This window comes from Bradyrhizobium sp., assembly GCF_017881085.1.
Classification (GTDB): Bacteria; Pseudomonadota; Alphaproteobacteria; order Rhizobiales; family Xanthobacteraceae; genus Bradyrhizobium.
Genome location: NZ_JADGRI010000099.1, coordinates 1 through 15,753 on the forward strand (window position 1 = coordinate 1; position 15,753 = coordinate 15,753).

Consider the following 15,753-nt stretch of genomic DNA (forward strand, 5'->3'; position numbering starts at 1 on the left):
GACGGCATTCGCGATTTCGTCGCGTGGTATCGCGACCACTACAAGGTTTGAGGCGCCGATGGACGGACGAATTATTCCACTGATCATGTGCGGCGGGGCCGGGACGCGGCTGTGGCCGGCGTCGCGCGAAGTCAATCCCAAACAATTTCTGGCTCTGTTCGGGTCGCGTTCGACGTTCCAGAATACGCTATTGCGGGTGTCCGATGCGGAGCTGTTCGAGCGCCCGATCGTGATCACCAACAAGGCCTATCGCTTCATGGTGCTGGAGCAGCTCGCCGAAATCGGGATCGAGGCCGATGTGCTGCTGGAACCGATGCGGCGGGATTCCGGCCCGGCCATTGCCGCCGGTGCTGTGTTCGCGCAAACGCGCGACGAGGACGCGGTAGTGCTGGCGCTCGCCGCCGATCACGTGGTGCGCGACACCGATGCTTTCGTCGCCGCCTGCCGCCAGGGTCTGGTGGCAGCGCGACAGGGGCGGATCGTGACCTTCGGCGTTCAGCCGGAGCGGCCGGCCACCGAGTACGGCTATATCAGCCCGGGTGAGGTCATTGCCGGCGAGGTCCGCAGCGTCGCGAAATTCGTCGAGAAGCCGGATCCGAAAACGGCGGCGGAATACATCCAGGCCGGCTATCTCTGGAACAGCGGCAATTTCATGTTCCGCGCCTCGGTGCTGCTCGACGAATACCGCAACGTCGATGCCGCGAGCGTGGCGGCGATCACCGATGCCGTGGTCAAGGCCGGGCGCGATCTCGGCTTTGTCACGCTGGACGAGGGCGCCTTCGGATCGGCGAAAGCAATCTCGATCGACTACGCGGTGATGGAAAAAACGTCGCGCGCCGCCGTGGTGCCGGTCAAGTGCGGCTGGTCCGACGTCGGCTCCTGGCATGCGGTGTGGGAACTGTCAGACAAGGACAGCGAAGGCAACGCCGCGCAGGGCGCGGCCGTATTCGAGGATTCCCGCAACTGCAATGTGTCGACCGACAGGGCGCTGGTCGCGCTGGAAGGTGTCGACGATCTGGTCGTGGTGGCAACCCAGGACGCCGTGCTGGTGTCGCGCCAGAAGGATGCCAACGGGCTGAAGCGGCTGGTCGCGAAACTGAAGACCGTCGCGCCGCAGGTGACCGAAGAGCACCTCAAGGTGCATAGGCCCTGGGGTTCCTATCAGTCGGTCGACATGGGCGAGCGGCACCAGGTCAAACGCATCATCGTCAAGCCCGGCGGCCGGCTCTCGCTGCAGAAGCATCACCACCGCTCCGAGCACTGGATCGTGGTGCGGGGTGCCGCGCGGGTGACGGTCAACGAACTGGTCAAGACCGTGCATGAGAACGAATCGATCTATATCCCGATCGGCGCGACCCACCGGATGGAAAACCCCGGCAAGATTGCGCTGGAACTGATCGAGGTCCAGACCGGCAGCTATCTCGGCGAGGACGACATCATCCGCATCGAGGACGATTACCAGCGCAGCTAGCGTGGTCAGGGGGCCGTTCGACCTCGAATCGACTCATTCTTGGTCATGCTCGGTGCCGAATCAGTCGGCGGAACGATGTAATTTTTTGAATCAAAACGTGTCCGGGATCGGCTCTCGGCATTCGCCACATCTGTGGCGACGTGCTAGGAGAGCGCCGGGGATATTTGCTTGCGTAGGCGACGGCGGGGATGACGAGATGAGTTCAAAAGGGTCCGCATCGGGCGTGAAAGGCGAGGCGAAGCGCGCGCTTCGCGTGGGCGTGATCGGCGCCGGCGTGATGGGCAGCAACCATGCCCGGGTGCTGGCCGGTCTGCCGGACGTCACGCTGGTCGGAGTCGTCGATCCCTTGCCGGCGCATCGGACGCGGGCGACGGACCTGGCGGGCTGCCGCACCTTCGAACGCCTCGACGAACTGATCGCGGAGGGCGTCGATGCCATCACCATCGCCGCGCCGACGCATCTCCACCACGAGACGGCGCTCGCCTGCATCGCGCGCGGCGTTCACATCCTGGTCGAAAAGCCGATTGCCTCCACGGTCGAGGAGGGGCGGGACATCGTCGCCGCCGCGCACCGCGCCGGCGTGACCTTGATGGTAGGGCATGTCGAGCGCTTCAACCCGGCGGTCGCCGCCATCAAGCAGGCGATCTCGGGCGAAGACATCCTTTCTATCGCGATCACGCGCGTGGGACCGTTTCCGCCGCGCATGTCGAATGTCGGCGTCGTCATCGACCTCGCCGTCCACGATATCGACCTGATCCGCTGGTTTACCGAGTCCGATATCGTCGAGGTGCAGCCCCAGCTCTCCAGCGCCGTTGCCGAGCGCGAGGATATCGCGCTCTTGCAGTTCCGAACCGCATCCGGCGTGCTCGCCCACATCAACACCAACTGGCTGACGCCGTTCAAGGCGCGCAACGTCACCGTCGCCACCCGCGGCAAATATGTGATGGGCGATCTGCTTACCCGTCAGGTCACCGAATGCTTCGGCTTCAAGCCTGACGGCAGCTACTCGATGCGTCATCTGCCGGTTGGCCATGACGAACCGCTGCGCGCCGAGTTGATCGCCTTCCTTCACTCCGTACGCACCGGCGGCATCCCGGCGGTAACCGGCGATGAAGGGGTAGCCAGCCTTGAAATCGCGATCCGCTGCCTCGAAACTCCTGCCAAGCCCGCCGCGGCCTCGCCCGCGCGCAAGGGGCCGCGGCGAGTTGTGGCCGGCTAGTCGCGCGTGTCCCGCTCTCAATCCCTGCAAGGCTCCATGAACCAGCACCTGCGTCCCGATCCCGTTGCCTTCATCGACATCGCCGCGCAGCGCCGGCGGCTCGGCAAATCCATCGATGACGCGGTGGCCCGCGTGCTCGGCCATTGCCAGTTCATCAACGGTCCGGAAGTGACCGAGCTCGAGGCCGCACTTGCCGACTTCAGCGGCGCCAAACATGTGGTGAGCTGCGCGAGCGGCACCGACGCGCTGCTGATGGTGCTGATGGCCAAGGGCGTCGGCCGCGGCGATGCGGTGTTCTGTCCGTCCTTTACGTTTTGCGCGACCGGCGAGGCGGTGGCGCTGACCGGTGCGACACCTGTGTTCGTTGATGTCGATGAGGCAACCTTCAACATCGATTCGGCTTCGCTGAAGCGCGGCATCGCCGCCGCCAAGAGGCTCGGCCTCAAGCCTGTCGCGGTGATTCCTGTCGACCTGTTCGGGCAGAGTGCCGACCATGACGTCATTGGCGCGATCGCGGCGGAAGAGGGCCTGTTCGTGCTCGATGACGCGGCGCAGGCCTTTGGCGCGAGCTACAAGGGCCGCCGTCTCGGCACTTTGGGCCTTGCGACGGCGACCAGCTTCTTCCCGGCCAAGCCGCTCGGCTGCTTCGGCGACGGCGGCGCGATCTTCACCGACGACGCCGAACTCGCGACAGCATTGCGCAGCGTTCGCGTCCATGGCCAGGGTTCGGACAAATACGACAACGTGCGGCTCGGGCTGACCGGCCGCCTCGACACCGTCCAGGCGGCGATCCTGATCGAGAAACTCAGGATATTCGAGGACGAGATCGCCGCGCGCAACAAGGTGGCCGAGCGCTACGCGCAGGGACTCGGCAACGTCGTGGGCGTTCCGCGCCTCGCCGCCGGCTGCACCTCGGTCTGGGCGCAATACACCGTCCGGCTGCCGGCGGGCTGCGATCGCGACGGCTTCGCGGCGGCGCTGAAGGCGCAGGGCATTCCGACCGCGATCTATTATCCGAAGTCGATGCATCAGCAGACCGCCTATCGGGATTTCCCGGTCGCCGATGGCGGCTTGCCGGCCAGCGAGCGCTTGTCGAGCGACGTCATCAGCCTGCCGATGCACGCCTATCTCGACGAGCCGACGCAGGAACGGGTCGTCAAGGCTGTGCGCGGCGCACTTTCTTCCTGATTTCGCCGTTTTGCAGCGCCGCCGCATGCGCTAGAAGCGGCGGATGCTCGGTCGTATCTTCACCGTCGGCGGCTATACGCTTCTTTCGCGGCTGACGGGCTTTGCGCGCGACATCATGCTCGCGGCCATCCTCGGTGCCGGTCCGGTGGCGGACGCGTTCTTCGTGGCGTTTCGCCTGCCCAACCATTTCCGTGCGATCTTTGCCGAGGGCGCGTTCAATGCGGCGTTCGTGCCGGCTTACGCCCACGTCCACGGCGAGCGGGGGGCGGCGGCGGCGGGGCTGTTCGCCAATCGCATCTTTACGCTTTTGTTTGTGTCGCAACTGGTTCTGCTGGTGGCCGCCTGGCTGTTCATGCCGCAGGCGATGAGCCTGCTGGCGCCCGGCTTCACCGACGATGCCGAGCAGCGCCGGCTCGCCATCGACCTGACGCGGATCACCTTTCCCTATCTCCTGCTGATCACGCTGGTGACGCTCTATGGCGGCATGCTCAACGTGATGCATCGCTTCGCCAGCGCCGCGGCGGCGTCGATCTTCCTGAATCTCGCCATGATGATGACACTGGCGCTGGTGGCGTTTTTCCCGACCGCCGGCCACGCCGCCGCCTGGGGCGTGCTGATTTCCGGCTTCCTGCAATATTTCCTGCTGGCGGGGGACCTCGCGCGCCATGGCGGCGTGCCGCGATTCGCGCCGCTCAAGCTCGACGAGGATGTCCGTGCGTTCTTTCGCGCGCTCGGGCCCGCCACCGTCGGCTCGATGGGGACGCAGGTGGCGCTGTTCGCCGATACCATCATCGCGACCTTCCTGCCGGCGGGCGCGCTGTCGGCGCTGTATTATGCCGACCGGCTCAACCAGCTGCCGATCGGTGTGATCGGGATCGCGATCGGCACGGTGTTGCTGCCGGAAATGTCGCGGCAGCTGACGGCGGAGGATCACCAGGGCGCGATGGCGTCGCAGCGGCGTGCCTTCGATTTTACGCTTCTGTTCTCGGTGCCGTTCGTGGCCGCGTTCCTGACGGTGCCCGACGTCATCACGCGGGCGATGTTCGCGCGCGGCGCGTTCTCGAAGGCGGACGCCGCGGCGGCCGGCGCGACGCTCGCGGCCTATGCGATCGGGCTTATTCCGTTCGTGCTGATCCGCAGCGCGGTTGCGACCTTCTACGCCCGCAAGGATACGGCCACGCCGGTGAAGGCGGCGCTGACCGGGGTCGCCGTCAATGTTGCGTTGAAGATTGCGCTGGTGGGCTCGCTGGCGCAGGTCGGTCTTGCGCTCGCGACCGCCGTCGGCGCCTGGATCAATCTTCTGCTGGTGGTCGGGTTTGCGGCGCGGGCCGGCTACCTTGAACTCGATCACGCCCTGACGCGATCGCTGGCGAAGTTCGCTGGTTGCGGCGTGGTGCTGGGAGCGGCGCTGTGGCTGACCGCGAGGTTTGCTGCATCGCATCTTGCCCAGCTCAGCGCCTTTCGCGACGAGGCCTTGCTGCTGGTGCTGATCGTCGTTGGCGCCATCGTCTACGCCGGATCGATCCTGCTCTTGTTCGGCAGGCGCTGGCTGGGCTCGCTGGTGCGCAGCTAAACCCTTTGCGCTGCCCCGCGATCCGCTGCAATATGGGCCGGAAATAATTACCGGGTAAAACGGAGATACGATGGCCCCCCTCAAATTCGGCGTCGGTCAGAGCGTCCTGCGCAAGGAAGACGACGCGCTCATTCGCGGCAAGGGTCGCTACACCGACGATCACGCGCCGCAGCCGGCGCTGCACGCGCTGGTGCTGCGCTCGCCGCATGCGCATGCGAAATTCACCATCAACGCCGCCCGCGCCCGCGGCCTGCCGGGGGTCGCCCTGATCCTGACCGGCGAGGACGTCAAGGATCTCGGCTCGCTGCCCTGCCTGTTCAATCTCGAGGTCAATCCGTTCACGGGCCCGCCCTATCCGATCCTTGCCTTGGGCGAAGTGCGTCATGTCGGCGATGCCGTCGCCTTCGTCGTCGCCGACACCATCGATCAGGCGCGCGATGCGCTGGAGGCGATCGAGGTCAACTGGACGCCGCTGCCGGCCGTGGTCGGCGTGGTGCACGCGGTCAAGCCGGGCGCGCCGCAGGTCTGGCCCGGCCATCCCGGAAACGTGCTGTTCGACGTGCCGATCGGCGACAAGAACGCCACCGACGCCGCCTTCGCCAAGGCGCATGCCGTCGCCGAAATCGCAATCGTCAATCCCCGCATCGTCACCAACTTCATGGAAACCCGCGCCGCGGTCTGCGAATACGACGCCAAGCGAGATCATCTGACGCTGACGATCGGCAGCCAGGGCAGCCACCGCCTGCGCGAGATCATCGGCGGAATGGTCCTGAAGATGCCGCTCGAAAAGATGCGGGTGATCTGCCCGGACGTCGGGGGCGGCTTCGGCACCAAGCTGTTTCCCTATCGCGAATACGCGTTGATCGCGGTGGCTTCGCGCAAGCTGCGCAAGACCGTCAAATGGACCGCCGACCGCTCCGACCACTTCATGGGCGACGCGCAAGGGCGCGACAACGTCACCACGGCGCGGATGGCGCTGGCCGAGGACGGCAAGTTCCTCGCGATGGACGTCGATCTGATGGGCGACATGGGGGCCTATCTGTCCACCTTCGGGCCTTATATTCCCCATGGCGGCGCCGGCATGCTGCCCGGCCTCTACGACATCCAGGCGTTCCATTGCCGCGTCCGCACCGTGTTCACCAATACCGTGCCGGTCGACGCCTATCGCGGCGCCGGGCGCCCCGAGGCGGCTTACGTGCTCGAACGTCTGGTCGACGCGGCGGCGCGCAAGCTCGGGATGACGCCGGATGCGATCCGGCGCAAGAACTTCATCTCGCCGCGCGCGATGCCCTACAAGACCGCGACCGGCAAGGTCTACGATTCCGGCGACTTCACCGCGCATATGAAGCGCGCCATGGAGATCGCCAACTGGAAGGAATTTCCCAAGCGCGCCAAGGCCGCGAAGAAGCAGGGGCTGGTGCGCGGCATCGGGCTTGCGACCTATGTCGAGGTCTGCGGCACCATGGGCGAGGAAACCGCCAAGGTGCAGCTCGATCCCACTGGCGACGTCACCATCCTGATCGGCACCCAGTCGAGCGGGCAGGGCCACCAGACCGCCTACGCCCAGCTGGTCGCCGAGCAGTTCGGGCTGCCGCCCGAGCGCGTTCATATCCTGCAGGGTGACACCGACAAGATCGCCACCGGCCTCGGCACCGGCGGCTCGGCGTCGATTCCGACCGGCGGCGTCAGCGTCGAGCGCGCGACCCGCGAGCTCGGCAAGAAATTGCGCGAGATCGCCGCCGAGGCGCTGGAAGCAGGCAGCGGCGATCTCGAGATCAGCAACGGCACCATCCGCGTCGCCGGCACCGACCGCTCCGTCAGCTTCGCCGATCTGGCGAAGCGGCCGGGCGTTGATCCCTCGAAGCTGAGCGCCAGCGCGACCTTCACGCAGGCCGATGGCACGTTCCCCAACGGCACGCATCTGGCCGAAGTCGAGATCGACCCGTCCACCGGCATCATCAAGATCGTCAACTACGTCATCGTCGATGATTTCGGCGTGACGCTGAATCCGCTGCTGCTCGCCGGCCAGGTTCATGGCGGCGCAATGCAGGGGATCGGGCAGGCCCTGATGGAGCAGGCGGTCTACAGCGCCAAGGACGGCCAGCTCGTCACCGGCACCTTCATGGACTATGCGATGCCGCGCGCGGCCGACGGTCCGTCCTTCGTGTTCGAGACCCACAACGTGCCCTGCAAGACCAATCCGCTCGGCGTCAAGGGCGCGGGCGAGGCCGGCGCGATCGGCTCCTGTCCGGCGGTGGTCAATGCGATCATCGAGGGGCTGTGGCGCGAATACAAGATCGATCACATCGACATGCCCGCGACGCCCGAGCGGGTCTGGATTGCGATCCGCGAGCATCAGCGCCAGCACAGCCTCTGATATTTTCCCGCGCGCGGGAATGAAATGCGGGGCGGGGAGTTCTACGCAGTGATGAGCCGCGGACCGCGCAAGCGCGTTCCGCGGTATCGCCTGGAAACGCTAACGGAGAATTGGCCGATGATACGAACGGTTATTGTTGCGGGAGCCTTGCTGCTCGGTGCCGGCGCCGTGATGGCGCAGCAGGATGTCGCCGTTAAGCAGGACAATCTGATGCGGGCGCAGGGCAAGAGCATGTACGGGGTGATCCTGAAGATGACGAAGGGCGAGATCCCCTACGATCAGAAGGCGGTCGATGCCGCCATCGCGCAGCTCTCGGAAAGCGTGCCCACGATCCCCAAGGTGTTCGAGACCAATCCGAGGGAAGACGTGGTGAATGCGAGCTATGGATCATCGCAAAAAATCTGGCAGAACAAGGCCGATTTCGACTCGAAGGTCCCTCCCGTCGCCAAGACCATCGCCGACGTCAAGGCCAGGATCAAGGATGTCGCCAGCCTGAAGGTCGCTTACGACGAGATCCAGGCCAAATGCACCGACTGTCACGACACCTACCGGCTCAAGCTGAAATAGTTCGTCGCGAGATCTAGAGCGTTTTCGAGCGAAGTGGATACCGGTTCGCGTAAAGAAAACGCGTCAAGACAAGGAATCCCGAGCTTTGGTTCTGATTTAATCAGAACCGATCATGCTCGGGCGCGGCTCAAACAGCAGAAGGGTGGACGCCGCAAGGCGATCCACCCTTTGTCGTCAAGATCGAACAATCTTGCTCGTCCGAAGCGCCGCTGTGGCAAACCTCTCTGGTTAGATATTCGAAATGACAAAATTACTTCGTTACCTGTCCGCGGATTTCGCCGCCCGGATTGGCCGCGGTATGGACGTTGACGTAGTACTTGCCGGCCGCGAGATCGGCGGCCTGGGCGTCCGTCAGCGTGGCGCTGCCTTCGGCGGGGCTTGCGGTCGCATTCGGGATGGCGACGGCGACGCCGGCGTTCTTGCCGGGTTCGGCCGGCCCGTGGAAGTGGGCGGCGGTGGCGGGGCCGGTGAGCCCCGAATAGCTCAGCTTCCAGCTCAGCTTCTTGGTGGCGGCATCGTAGTCGATATCGGCGATGCCGGTGCCCGCGCTGGTGTTCGGGGGCACCTCGGACTTGCCGTCCAGCGTCGCCTTCATCTTCTCGGCGAAGGCGGGTCCGGCGAACGCAACGGTCGCACCCAACGCAAGCATGACAAGCATGGTCTTGGTCTTCATGGTTCTCTCCCTGTTGGCTTTTAAGTGACGGTGTCGATCTCAAAACAAGGCGATTTCGGCTTTATTCCCGTAACGCGATCAAATGCTTCAAATTTCCGGGAAGCGTTTGGTCCGAATAATCGCCATAGTCGGCGTTAGTTTAGGATGATTGGTGACGGATCGGTGAATGCGACGAGTCTTTCTGAGCCTGGTTCTGATTTGCGCCGCCGGGTTCGCCGTCTATTGGTGGCTGACGGCTATCCCGTTCGTGATAGCGGTTACCGAGAGGGCCTATACGCCCAACCCTGCGAACGGGCAGACAACATTCAATGCCGGGGGATGTTCCTCCTGCCATGCCGTACCCGGCCAGCCCGATCGCAAAAAACTCGGCGGTGGCCTGGCGATCCCGTCGCCGTTCGGGACGTTCTACGCGCCGAACATCTCGCCCGATCCGGCCGACGGCATCGGGCGCTGGAGCGAGGCCGAGTTCGTCCGCGCGGTGACGCTGGGGGTTTCGCCGGCGGGCTACCATTATTTTCCGGCCTTTCCCTATCCGTCCTACGCGCATGCCAGGGTCGACGATATCCGCGACCTCTTCGCCTATCTGAAATCGCTTCCTGCCGTCCCGGGCAAGGTGCGCGATCACGACGTTTCGTTTCCATTCAATGTCAGGCGCAACATCGGAATCTGGAAATGGCTGTTCATGGACAGCAAGCCCTTCGTGCCGGATCCGGCGCATTCGCATAACTGGAATCGCGGCGCCTATCTCGTCAACGGCCTCGGCCATTGCGCCGAATGTCACAGTCCGCGGAATTTCCTCGGCGGCATCATCCCCGCGCAGCGCTTCGCCGGCGGGCCCAATCCGGAGGGCGAGGGCTGGGTGCCTAACATCACGCAGAAGGGAATCGGCGACTGGAGCGAAAAGGACATCGCTTATTTCCTGCAAACCGGCGAGCTGCCCGAGGGCGACACCGCCAGCGGCTCGATGGCGCGCGTGATCAAGAATACCTCGCAAATGAGCCCCGAAGATCGCGCCGATATCGCGGAATATCTCAAATCGCTGCCGCCGGTCGACGGGCCGCCGCGGCCCAAGAAGGCGGCGAACAGCGGCGACAAGTCCTGAGCAGGGGCGCCGCGCGCAAACAGCACCGGGTCCGATCCGGCCGGCTACACGAGCTTGGCAATTCCGAGGTCGCCGGCGACCTGGTCCAGTCCGCGCAATAGCGGCGGCGCGATCGGTATGCCATCGCGGGCCCGGGTCGCCCGCGTGGCATGGCTACGCTCGCCCGGCACGTAGATCCGGTCGACGCCGGGAATCCGCTCGCTGTTGCGGAAGTCGCGCACCAGCGCATCGACGCTGGCCTTGAATGCGGCGACATCGCCGAAAGCGGCGATGTTGATGGCCGCGATCGCCTGTCCGGTGTTGGTGACGCTGTCGTCATCATGATTGAAGTCGATCACGTTCCGGCCCATCGCAGCGCCTCCGAGCGTGCCGGCGAGCAGGCCGATGATCATGGCAAGGCCGTAGCCCTTGTAGCCGGCCTCCATGCCGCCGAGCGGCAGCAGCATGCCTTCGTCGGCGCGCTTCGGATCGGTCAAGGGCTTGCCCTCGCGATCGATCATCCAGCCCTCCGGCATCATCTCGCCGCGCAGTGCCTTGGTCTTTACCTTGCCATAGGCCGCGACCGTGGTCGCCATGTCGAGCACGATCGGCTTTTCGTCGCCGGCCGGTATCGCGGCGGCTATCGGATTGGTGGACAGCAGCATGTCGAGGCCGCCCCAGGGCGGCAGGTGGTTGGCGTTGCCGACCGCGAAATAGAGCCCGATCATGTCGTGCGCGAGCGGCATGGTGGCGTAGAGCGAGGCCGGGCCGGCATGGTTGCTGTATTGCGAGTTGACCCAGGCGATGCCTGTCGTGCGCGCCTTTTCGATCGCGATCTCGGCGGCGCGCTTCATGACGAGGTGGCCCATGCCGTTGTCGCCGTTCACCAGCGCGGTAGAAACCTGCTCGCGCACCACGCGGATGTCGGGCCTGACGTTAAAACCGCCGGCCTTGATGCGGCGGACATATTGCGGCAGCCGGCTCACGCCGTGTCCATCCGAGCCCTGCAGGTCGGCTTCCGCCATCAGGGCGGCGACCGTCATGGCGTCGGAATCCGGCAGGCCCAGCTTGGTCAGCGCTTCCTGGATGAAGGCCTTCAGCCGGTCGAAAGTCACTGTCATCTCTGGCAGGATCGGCACTCCAGTTTCGGTGGGGGCCTACGCGTGAGCTAGCCGGTGCCGAACGCCTTGAAGGTGATGATGGTGTGGGTGTCCTGGATACCGGGAATGACCTGCACCTTCTCGTTGACGAAATGGCCGATGTCGGTGTCGTTGTCGACGTAGAACTTGACCAGGAGGTCGTAATCGCCCGCGGTGGAGTAGATCTCGGAGGCGATCTCGGCCTCGGCCAGCGCGTTGGCGACCGCGTAGGACTGGCCGAGCTTGCATTTGAACTGAACGAAGAAGGGAACCATCGCTGTCGTCTCCGGAAGGCGCTTTTCGGGGTTCAATATAGCGTTCAAGAACTTGCTGGCAATAACACGTCGCGCTAGAGCATGATTGCGGAAAAGTGGGTACCGGTTTTTCGAAAAGATCATGCTCAAACAAAGAGATGAGATCATGATCCGATCGGATCATGATCGGGGACAGGACATGCTTCTGACGCTACAGCCTCAATCCCGGCGGGCAGGGCGATGACGACGCCGATCGCGCTCACCATCGCCGGCTCGGATTCGTCCGGAGGAGCCGGCATCCAGGCCGACCTGAAGAGCTTTGCCGCGCTCGGCGTCTATGGCGCCTCGGTGATCACCGCGCTGACCGCGCAGAACACGCGCGGCGTCACCGGCATCCACCAGGTGCCGGCCGATTTCGTCACCGCGCAGATCGATGCGGTTTTCAGCGATCTCGCCGTCGATGCCGTCAAGATCGGCATGGTAGCGCAACTTGCGACCATCGACGTCATCGCTGCTGGCCTTGAGCGCTGGCAGCCGAAACATGTCGTGCTCGACCCCGTGATGGTGGCGACCTCGGGGGATCGGCTCTTGGCGGCGGACGCCGTCGAGGCCTTGCGGACAAAACTCATTCCGCGCGCCTCGCTGATCACGCCGAACCTGCCCGAGGCGGCAGCGCTGCTGGACGAACCGGTCGCCGCGAGCGAGGCTCAGATCGAGGGCCAGGGCAGGCGGCTGTTGGCGATGGGCTGCCCGGCGGTGCTGATCAAGGGCGGGCACGGGCAGGGCGCCGAGAGCACCGACTATCTCGTCACCGGGAACGGCACCGTCGCACTCGCTGCGCCCCGCATCGCCACCCAAAATACCCACGGCACCGGATGCTCGCTGTCCTCAGCCATTGCGGCAGGCCTCGCGAAGGGCGAAGATATGGAAACGGCGGTGCGCAATGCCAAGGCCTGGGTCAGCGCGGCGATATCAGCGGCCGATCGCTTCAGCGTCGGTCTTGGCCACGGCCCGATCCATCATTTCCACCGGTTTTACTAGGCGCGCCAAAGCTGCCTGCGAGCAACTTCGCTGGATCAGAGACTCAATAGCAGGCCCTGGTCCGGTTGTAGATGCTGCAGCTCCCCGACTTTTTCTCGGCGTAAGGCGTGCCGGAATATGGACCGACGAAGACGCCGGTTTTCTGACAACTTTCCCCCGCGGCCGTGCACTTCGCAACGCTGTCCGGTTTACCTGCCGAGACCCTGATGCATTTGCTTGTGGCGCCCGCGCAGTCAGCTGCAAACGCTGACGACCCAAACCAAATCGACGCCGAAATGGACATGGCCGAAATCAGAATCGCCGGAACAAGACCGCGTTTCAGTTTAAGCATTTTTCCCTCCAAAAATTTCATTGCTAATCGCTCGGTTGCTTTGACGCACCCTCACCATATCGTCCGAGGGGTGCTCCCGCCATGACGGAAGTGCGGCATCGATCAACAACCCTGACCAATATATTTCGGAGCCCCCGCGCCTCGCTGATCACGCCGAACCTCCCCGAGGCGGCTGCGCTGCTGGACGCGCCGGTCGCCGCGAGCGAGGCCGGGTACGCAGCTGTCCTGTCCTGCGGTTTCCTTTGCTGGGAAGTCTGAAGTGCAATGCGGTGTAACATTCGACGCGCGCCAAGGAACAAGTGAGCCGAACAACAGTTGCCAGCGACGACACCGAGTTAACCCGTGATTTAAACGCCGCCGGAAGTCCGAATTTCGCGGCGGCGTGTTTGAACCGACATGAGTTTCAAAAACGAACTCATCGAGAGACGTTAAGATCAGGGAAGAATAGCCCATGCGTGTCTTGATTCTGGCATTTTCAGTCCTGGGAATTCTGGTCGGTGCGGATGCTGCCAAAGCCGGTCCGAGCACGGCCGACCGCGACCTGTTGGCATCCGTCGATCCGGCGGCCTTCGAGGCAACCCAGGAAACTGAAGATCGGATAGGCCTCGACAAGGGAAAGCGCCGCGACGTGCAGCGCCGGCTGACCGGTCTCGGCATGGATACCAGGGTCAACGGCCGGTTCGACGAGTCGACCCGCGCCGTCATCGCACGCTGGCAGGCGGCACGCGGCTATCCCGGGACTGGCTTCCTCAACACGCCGCAGTATCAGGCGCTGCTGTCCGAGTCTGTCTCGGCGGCGCACGCCAGCTTCAGCAGCGGCGACAAACCCGATGAGGACCGTCCGGCCCCTCGTCGCGGCGGAGGTAGTGCTCACCATCACCGCAGCGGCGGCGGACCGGGTGGACTGATCGGCGGCGTGATGGGCGGACTGTTCGGACGCAGGTGACCCGACAAAATTCGGAGCGTTAGTTATCAAACGTTTTCGGTCCGCGCGAACAATAGGGCCCCGGCACGTTAGCGTTAGAATGTCCGCTAATCGGGGGGCAAAGCGGAAAGCAGCTACGCGTAGTTCTCGTTATTTTGACCCAGCTGCATCGAGCCTGATCGATATCCGAGCCGGTTTGGGTGCAATTTCTCGCTCGCCGCCGGTCGCAGGGTGCTAGGCTCATGCATCGCACAAGGCCTGGTCCCCAGGGGCGCAAATGAAGCGGCGCGAGTTCATCACGCTCCTTGGCGGCGCGGTGTTGGCTGGGCCGATTGTCAGCAGGCAGCGAGGCTCTGCCGCGTAGGCTGGTTATTTGCCGCGACAACCCGACGGGCAAACCAGTGATTTGCCTGTCCAGCCCCTTTCGTAAAAATATTTTGCTTCAGTGTTGGCGCAAATCACCTTCCTATCCGCCGCCATCCCGTCCCACACAGAGGGGCGTTTCGCGATCGTCACGGACGTTGGCGGCGGGATGCGGTGGACGCAGGCGGCGCTTTGACGAGAGCGTGTGCATGCGGACGGCGAAGTCGTGTGGTCCTGACGCCCCGACGCTGGCGTCAAGTTGGCGGAAGCGATTCCGCCAATGACGGTGGCAAGAAAGCCCGGTCACCGGGGGAGCGCGGAGTAAACCGTAAACCATCGCGCAGGGAAAGCCGGAGTGTTTCTGGTTGAACCTGTGGTCCTACCCCCGTGCTTTTTTTGCACGGGACCCACGGGTGCAACCGGCACCCGGCTTTCCCTGCGCCCTCTGATTGGAGAGGGCGGGACGCTAGAAGCAAAACTCGGACGTATTCAGTCGCGAGAGCGCGAAGCTGTGTTTGAACGACGTTGTCCAAGAATTGCGATTCCTGTGCATGCCCACCGTCGTCGTCCCCGCGAAATTGAGACAAGAACTTGCCGCCGTTCCCACCTGCGCGTGTCGCTTGGCTGTCGTACAGCGCTGCTATTTCGCATTCAGCACAGGCGGATGGTTGATTCGAAGGCCGCCTGGTTTGCGACCCGGAAACTGGTGGCCCCCGGGTTTTCAATCGCCAGGACGGCACACCCGGAACCGCTTTCGAGGTGAGTGCAAACACGGTGCGTTTTCTCTCGACGAAAGGAGATGCAGGAGAAACTGAATCTGCTCCAGCCGAGAAGGCAGGCACGGAGGTTCCATTTTAAAAAAATATTGAAGTAGGCAGTCACAGGAGAAGGACACGCTAATTTTGGCGTGTCCTTCTTTTTTTAACTGGAAGTCTCAAAAGGTTACAAGAAACAGATTTTCAATGATGAAAGTTAAAAAGGAGGATCACATGATTATAGGAACGATCAGGATAAGGAACTGTTATGGCGATGCTGACATTCAGGTTGAGGTACTCAGTAAAGGTCCTCGCCCCGGAACAACATGGGTCAAGGCAATAGGGAATCTGGAACCCTTTACGAAGATCAGCCATGGAGGACCCTTTCAGGCCAGCACCGAACTTGTCTCAAGGACTTCCTTGAAGAATGTTCACTTTGAAAAGCATCTGGATGAAAAGCCGGTCCGCGACAAAGTTGGTGAGCCCGAGGTCAAAAAACCACAACGGGTTCCAGCCTGGTTCCTGGAGAGCGCTTATGAATCCCGCGTTGGTGATGAATGAGCCGCTCCAAGCCGAAAATAGAAGCAGTCTGATCCAGGGAATGCCCCCTTGTCCGATCTGCGGAAGCAAAACATACCGGGATCGAACCTGGGATGGCAAATACACCAAAACCCTGGGCTGGCGCTGCGAGAAAGGCGGCCTGAGCCACTTCCTGGAAGCCAAAGCTGAACGGATCAAGCAGCAGCTCGCTGAAAATCCATGGCTCATCCCACCTGCGCCGGGTTATCCTGGCGTC

14 protein-coding genes are annotated in these 15,753 nt (G+C 63.4%); 11 read left to right on the forward strand and 3 right to left on the reverse strand.

Features of this window, described 5'->3' with window-relative positions:
* Window positions 1-58: 58 nt before the first annotated feature.
* From QZ213_RS11900 to QZ213_RS11925, 6 genes are all read left to right on the forward strand, one after another.
* Window positions 59-1,471 carry a mannose-1-phosphate guanylyltransferase/mannose-6-phosphate isomerase gene (locus tag QZ213_RS11900; protein WP_291686280.1) on the forward strand — a complete coding sequence of 471 codons (1,413 nt, stop codon included), beginning with the start codon at window positions 59-61 and terminating at the stop codon, window positions 1,469-1,471.
* Window positions 1,472-1,667: 196 nt separating this feature from the next.
* Window positions 1,668-2,690, forward strand: coding sequence for a Gfo/Idh/MocA family oxidoreductase (locus tag QZ213_RS11905; protein WP_291686268.1), 1,023 nt, complete (start codon window positions 1,668-1,670; stop codon window positions 2,688-2,690).
* 36 nt (window positions 2,691-2,726) lie between these two features.
* The gene (locus QZ213_RS11910) at window positions 2,727-3,878 is read left to right on the forward strand and encodes a DegT/DnrJ/EryC1/StrS family aminotransferase (protein ID WP_291686269.1); all 1,152 of its coding nucleotides are present in this window, start codon (window positions 2,727-2,729) and stop codon (window positions 3,876-3,878) included.
* Between the two features lie 43 nt (window positions 3,879-3,921).
* A complete protein-coding gene (murJ, locus tag QZ213_RS11915) occupies window positions 3,922-5,451 on the forward strand; it encodes a murein biosynthesis integral membrane protein MurJ (RefSeq protein WP_291686270.1) in 1,530 nt (509 codons plus the stop codon).
* A 70-nt stretch (window positions 5,452-5,521) separates the two neighbouring features.
* Entirely contained in the window at window positions 5,522-7,828 is a 2,307-nt protein-coding gene (locus QZ213_RS11920; protein WP_291686271.1) for a xanthine dehydrogenase family protein molybdopterin-binding subunit, read from the forward strand.
* Window positions 7,829-7,945: 117 nt separating this feature from the next.
* Entirely contained in the window at window positions 7,946-8,395 is a 450-nt protein-coding gene (locus QZ213_RS11925) for a cytochrome c (protein ID WP_291686272.1), read from the forward strand.
* 250 nt (window positions 8,396-8,645) lie between these two features.
* On the opposite strand, the gene QZ213_RS11930 is transcribed toward QZ213_RS11925, so the two are convergent.
* A complete protein-coding gene (locus QZ213_RS11930) occupies window positions 8,646-9,068 on the reverse strand; it encodes a CHRD domain-containing protein (protein WP_291686273.1) in 423 nt (140 codons plus the stop codon).
* Window positions 9,069-9,234: 166 nt separating this feature from the next.
* Between QZ213_RS11930 and QZ213_RS11935 the strand changes: the two genes are divergently transcribed.
* Window positions 9,235-10,170 (forward strand): cytochrome c, encoded by a 936-nt coding sequence (locus QZ213_RS11935; protein WP_291686274.1) that lies wholly within the window; start codon window positions 9,235-9,237, stop codon window positions 10,168-10,170.
* Between the two features lie 44 nt (window positions 10,171-10,214).
* Here QZ213_RS11935 and QZ213_RS11940 read toward each other — a convergent pair whose 3' ends face one another.
* Entirely contained in the window at window positions 10,215-11,270 is a 1,056-nt protein-coding gene (locus QZ213_RS11940; RefSeq protein WP_291686275.1) for an Ldh family oxidoreductase, read from the reverse strand.
* A gap of 47 nt (window positions 11,271-11,317) precedes the next feature.
* Window positions 11,318-11,563 (reverse strand): Lrp/AsnC ligand binding domain-containing protein, encoded by a 246-nt coding sequence (locus QZ213_RS11945; RefSeq protein WP_029583462.1) that lies wholly within the window; start codon window positions 11,561-11,563, stop codon window positions 11,318-11,320.
* Window positions 11,564-11,782: 219 nt separating this feature from the next.
* On the opposite strand from QZ213_RS11945, the gene thiD reads away from it, so the two are divergent.
* The 4 genes from thiD to QZ213_RS11965 form a co-directional block, all read left to right on the forward strand.
* Window positions 11,783-12,583 carry a bifunctional hydroxymethylpyrimidine kinase/phosphomethylpyrimidine kinase gene (gene thiD / locus QZ213_RS11950; protein ID WP_291686276.1) on the forward strand — a complete coding sequence of 267 codons (801 nt, stop codon included), beginning with the start codon at window positions 11,783-11,785 and terminating at the stop codon, window positions 12,581-12,583.
* 782 nt (window positions 12,584-13,365) lie between these two features.
* A complete protein-coding gene (locus QZ213_RS11955; protein ID WP_291686277.1) occupies window positions 13,366-13,860 on the forward strand; it encodes a peptidoglycan-binding protein in 495 nt (164 codons plus the stop codon).
* A 1,304-nt stretch (window positions 13,861-15,164) separates the two neighbouring features.
* Window positions 15,165-15,518 (forward strand): hypothetical protein, encoded by a 354-nt coding sequence (locus QZ213_RS11960; RefSeq protein ID WP_291686278.1) that lies wholly within the window; start codon window positions 15,165-15,167, stop codon window positions 15,516-15,518.
* A partial coding sequence (locus QZ213_RS11965) for a hypothetical protein (RefSeq protein WP_291686279.1) occupies window positions 15,493-15,753 on the forward strand: 261 nt, incomplete at its 3' end. The genes QZ213_RS11960 and QZ213_RS11965, both read left to right, overlap by 26 nt.

Coding starts and splice junctions, on each gene's coding strand:
- QZ213_RS11945 (WP_029583462.1), bottom strand. CDS start 11,563: ATGGTTCCCTTCTTCGTTCAGTTCAAATGCAAGCTCGGCCAGTCCTAC.
- QZ213_RS11930 (WP_291686273.1), bottom strand. CDS start 9,068: ATGAAGACCAAGACCATGCTTGTCATGCTTGCGTTGGGTGCGACCGTT.
- QZ213_RS11925 (WP_291686272.1), top strand. CDS start 7,946: ATGATACGAACGGTTATTGTTGCGGGAGCCTTGCTGCTCGGTGCCGGC.
- QZ213_RS11900 (WP_291686280.1), top strand. CDS start 59: ATGGACGGACGAATTATTCCACTGATCATGTGCGGCGGGGCCGGGACG.
- thiD (WP_291686276.1), top strand. CDS start 11,783: ATGACGACGCCGATCGCGCTCACCATCGCCGGCTCGGATTCGTCCGGA.
- QZ213_RS11920 (WP_291686271.1), top strand. CDS start 5,522: ATGGCCCCCCTCAAATTCGGCGTCGGTCAGAGCGTCCTGCGCAAGGAA.
- QZ213_RS11910 (WP_291686269.1), top strand. CDS start 2,727: ATGAACCAGCACCTGCGTCCCGATCCCGTTGCCTTCATCGACATCGCC.
- QZ213_RS11960 (WP_291686278.1), top strand. CDS start 15,165: ATGATGAAAGTTAAAAAGGAGGATCACATGATTATAGGAACGATCAGG.
- QZ213_RS11940 (WP_291686275.1), bottom strand. CDS start 11,270: ATGACAGTGACTTTCGACCGGCTGAAGGCCTTCATCCAGGAAGCGCTG.
- QZ213_RS11935 (WP_291686274.1), top strand. CDS start 9,235: ATGCGACGAGTCTTTCTGAGCCTGGTTCTGATTTGCGCCGCCGGGTTC.
- murJ (WP_291686270.1), top strand. CDS start 3,922: ATGCTCGGTCGTATCTTCACCGTCGGCGGCTATACGCTTCTTTCGCGG.
- QZ213_RS11905 (WP_291686268.1), top strand. CDS start 1,668: ATGAGTTCAAAAGGGTCCGCATCGGGCGTGAAAGGCGAGGCGAAGCGC.
- QZ213_RS11955 (WP_291686277.1), top strand. CDS start 13,366: ATGCGTGTCTTGATTCTGGCATTTTCAGTCCTGGGAATTCTGGTCGGT.